The sequence below is a fragment of the Mesorhizobium sp. M7A.F.Ca.CA.001.10.2.1 genome (assembly GCF_003998575.1).
GTDB lineage: Bacteria > Pseudomonadota > Alphaproteobacteria > Rhizobiales > Rhizobiaceae > Mesorhizobium.
Window position 1 is genome coordinate 1 of record NZ_RZQY01000517.1, and the last position, 4,387, is coordinate 4,387.

Sequence of the window (4,387 nt, forward strand, 5' to 3'; positions counted from 1 at the left end):
ATGGTGGCGCGGGTTCGCACGGTCGCTTTCCAGGGCATCGAGGCCGTGCCGGTCGACGTGCAGGTGATGATCGCGCCCGGCAAGGTCAACATGCACATCGTCGGCCTGGGCGACAAGGCGGTGGCCGAAAGTCGCGAGCGGGTGCAGGCCGCGAGGCAGCCGAATGCAAAAACTACTTGGCAAATGTCGGGTACGCTTCCGTCAAAACGTCAAAGGGTCTAGTGCCCACAGCGAGTGGTTTGCGATTGATCCCCCGCGATCGCCAGTGTTGCCACTATCCAAGTCATAGGCGACCTGTGTATTGCTCAAGAACTAGTGCCGCCTCTTTTGTGTTCCCGTTCTGAATTTGGGGGAAGAATGTCAAAGACTGGGTTAGCTGTACTTAAAGAGGCGGCGAACAAAGGGAAACTGGTAGCTATCATGGGTACGGGCGTCAGTCGCGCCCTAGCGGCCGCTGAAGCTCCACATCACAGTTGGCGAGGCCTGATCGAGACGGGCTTGTCATATGCACGCGCACGAGGCCGCATCACCCAGGATCAAGAACGGCGTTGGGCCCGGACCCTCGGCTCCGATGACATCGATGACATGTTGGCAGCCGCCGAATTTGTTACTCAAAAGCTTCAAGGTGCGGATAAGCTTTTGTATGAACGCTGGCTACAAGAGTTATTTTTTGGAGAGAAATGCGGTACCGGCAAGATGGCTGAAGCTATCCGCTCACTCAGAGACGCAAATATACCGTTGGCTACGCTAAATTACGACACGTTACTTGAACAGGCGACTGACCTTCCAGGAATTACACTATCTGACACCTCGCAGGTAGTTAGTTGGATGCAGCGAGATCATCCAGGCATTTTGCATCTTCATGGCAAATGGGACGTTCCCGGTTCCTGCATTCTTGGTATTCGCGACTATACCGCAACACTAACTAGCGAAGTGCGATCCCTCATCCAGCGATCTTTGTCTTCATTCGGTCAGCTTCTTTTTGTTGGATGTGGCGACACTTTTTCCGACCCAAACTTTAGTGCGCTAATAAATTGGTGCCGCACGAACATTGGTGGTGCCCCACCGCTCCACTATGCATTCGTTACAGAGAAGGACTACGGCCCGCGCAAGAAGGATCAAGCTTGGCAGGGGTTCGTCGACCCTATCTCGTACCCTAACCATGCCGATCTGCCAGCCAAACTCTTGGAAATCGTCGCCGACGTTCAGGCTGCAAAGAGGAAACCCAAGCGCACCTCAAGTTCTCTAATTGACGAAGCGCAATGCCTTGATGCCTATCGCACCTTCCTCATTCGTGACTGCGGTCAAATGACGATAGAGGGGGTGCGTGCCGATATGGACACCGCACAGCGGAAGTTTGATCTCGAACGCTTATTTGTTCCGTTGGACGTGGTGCCTATTCCACCTGAATTTCCGCTGACCGACCCCAAGCGAGAACAAAAGCTATCTGAGTGGCAGGAGTCTGATGGGCGAGGCAAAACGTTTGGTGAAGCGTTCAGAGATAATAGGCGAATTGCGCTCTTGGCATTTCCAGGGGGCGGCAAGACACTGCTCCTGAAACGTTTGGCTGTTGCTTACGCCGAACCGAAACGACGAAAGCTGAGCAGAGACCAACTGCCCGATGTGACGCTTTTTCCGGTGATGATTCGCTGTCGAGAGTGGAGAGACCACATCCAAAAACCAATCCCAACAATTCTTAACGAGTTATCACAGATCACCGGGCAAACGAACTTGTCCAACTTCTGGGATGCCATTGTTCCGATGCTTCGTCGGGGAAATATTATATTATTGGTAGATGGCTTAGACGAAATCCACGTTGATGCCCATAGGACTACCTTTGTCGAACACCTTGAGCGTTTCCTAGAAGACTATCCGAAGATCCGACTTGTCGTAACCAGCAGAGAAGCAGGCTTTGCACTCATTGCTCCTACGCTTGCGCGGTTCTGCCAACGCTGGCGCGTGGCGCCCCTTAGCGAAGAGGCTATAGCATTACTTTGCGATTATTGGCACAAGCTCATGGCTGGCGACAAACCAGAAGCCTTGGCCGAGGCCGCCGAAACAACTGCTAGGATCATGCAATCCAGTGCTTTGCGCAGACTAGCGGAAAACCCGCTGCTTCTGACTATGTTGTTGGTTGTCAAGCACGGAGCAGGACGACTCCCGCCCGACAGAGTGAGCTTGTATGACAGGGCGGTGGAGGTTCTCCTCGATACTTGGAATATCAAGGGTCACGAGGCGCTCAACGTCAAGGAAGCAGTTCCGCAACTCGCCTACGTCGCGTTTGAGCTACATAAGCAGGGCAAGCAAACGGCCACAGAACATGAACTCATCAAGTTATTAGAAGCCGCGCGGAAGTACGTGCCCCAAATCACGAGATACGCAAGGGACACGCCGCACGACTTCGTTAAGCGCGTTGAGCTGAGGTCCAGTCTCCTCGTTGAAGCCGGGCTTCAGAAAGACGGGCACAAAACGGTCCCATTTTATCAGTTTCGACATTTGACATTCCAGGAATATCTAGCCGCAGTTGCCGCAGTTGAGGGCCACTATAGGGGTTACACGAGCAGAGACACACCGCTGACCCCTTTGAATCGCTATCTCGAAGGGGAGGAATGGAAAGAAGTCGTACCTATGGCTGCAGTCCTTGCTCGCAAGCAAGCAGAGCCGCTGTTGGTGAGATTGAACACACTGGCTCAAAAGGCCATCGCCAACAGGATTCGCTCCGACGATGATATGGGGCCTATTAAATTAGAAAATGCAGTCCAGCTACTATTAACGAGCCTTGCGGAAGAAGCCGAAGCGTCCCCCGATACCCTCAGTAAAAGTTTGGAAGTTCTTGCACTCCTCGCCAAAGGTTGCCGGGATGATTCCGATCTGTGGAGAACTCTGGCAATAGGACCGTATGGTATCGAGTTTGAGGAGAAAGCTTGGCAACTGTACACACAAGGCTTCCAACCCGAGTCGCTGTGGCTGAGGAATACTTACGCGGTTATCGCAGCTATGCGGCTACACAATCGGCATGCAGTTGCGGCTGATGCCCATCGAGAAGTGATGGATTGCCTTCAAAAAGGCACCCACAGCGAAGAAATCCGCAGAAATTTTCTTGCTATTTCGGGAGATATATGGAGTTCGACACATGAGACGCTAAATATCTGGTCCGACAACGACACAGCAACCTTGGTAGAGCAATATATTTTGTCCAAAGATTCCGATAATACGGAGGCAGCGCTTTGGGCCAGAGCCCTTCTACACGATCGTGAGACAACAATCAGACCAAAGGTAGGTACTTTGGAACTTGTTGCTAACTTATACTTCTTAGACGGCTCTATAGCGAGTCTTGCCGGCTTCTTTTTGGGAAGGGTGGTCGGGTTTCCGCGGGCGTATTGGAAGCCGCAGTTTGATGCCGATCAGAAAGAGCGCATCGTCGGTATACTAGAGTCAGACCGCGTAGACGGTCGCGATCGCAGCTTGTGGCATGGCGCGCTCGTTTTGAGCTATTACGCCCGTGGCGTTGTCGATGATAGCAAACTAGGGTCATTGCTAGAGCAAATGAAGGATCGTTCTGACGTGGCCAATCTGATGACGTCACTCCTCGCTGGGAAGTCGAGAGAAGGTTCGATGAGAGTGAGGCGCCCGAGCGTAACGTTGTGACTGCCTTCGGGGCAGTTCGGAGCTGTATAGAACCCGACCACGAGCGCGAAGAAGGCTAGGCTTAATTCAGAGCAATCGGTCAACGGCGAGCTCAGCCCAAAATGCCCTTGGACGTGGCTGCCGCAATCAATTCGATTGACATGACCACGGGCCCATAGTGGTTCGTTGGCATGTCCAATGACAAGAATAACCTCCTCGAATCTTGGATGCTCCAGCGCTTGAAACAAGTCGAGGCTGCGCTGGCGCATCGTGAGTGGCTTGTCGATGGACAGTTTTCCGCCGCCGATATCTTAATGACGGACGTACTTTGGATACCCATGGTCATGGCTGCCGGCAGTTTTCCGACAACATGATGTTACGTCGATCCATCCTGCGACGGCTAGACGGTGCATTTTGCAGCGGGCGACAAGTCCGTGGCAATCTGTGGCAGGGCGCAATGTCTGGTCGGAGATCAACCTGCGTTTCAGGTTGATCGGAATAGCATTTATAGCTGCGGTGGTTTTGTTCCTGTATTGTTCTTGATTATCCCAGAAATCTATGTTTGTGTTGGGCGATGTCGTTGGCCGCCTAGCCGTGTAGGCTTAGGCACGCAGCATATCCGGGGGCATAGAAATGGTGGCGCGGGTTCGCACGGTCGCTTTTCAGGGCATCGAGGCCGTGCCGGTCGACGTGCAGGTGATGATCGCGCCCGGCAAGGTCAACATGCACATCGTCGGCCTGGGCGACAAGGCGGTGGCCG

2 protein-coding genes and 2 pseudogenes are annotated in these 4,387 nt (G+C 53.2%); all 4 read left to right on the forward strand.

Annotation, left to right across the window (positions count from 1 at the left end):
• A pseudogene (locus EN964_RS26245) lies at positions 1 to 219 on the forward strand (ATP-binding protein); the annotation flags it as partial.
• Positions 220 to 585: 366 nt separating this feature from the next.
• Positions 586 to 3,648, forward strand: a complete 3,063-nt coding sequence (locus tag EN964_RS26250) for an SIR2 family protein (protein ID WP_164751138.1) — start codon at positions 586 to 588, stop codon at positions 3,646 to 3,648.
• A gap of 170 nt (positions 3,649 to 3,818) precedes the next feature.
• The gene (locus EN964_RS26255; RefSeq protein WP_127269651.1) at positions 3,819 to 4,001 is read left to right on the forward strand and encodes a glutathione binding-like protein; all 183 of its coding nucleotides are present in this window, start codon (positions 3,819 to 3,821) and stop codon (positions 3,999 to 4,001) included.
• A gap of 259 nt (positions 4,002 to 4,260) precedes the next feature.
• Positions 4,261 to 4,387, forward strand: a pseudogene (locus EN964_RS26260) (ATP-binding protein); the annotation flags it as partial.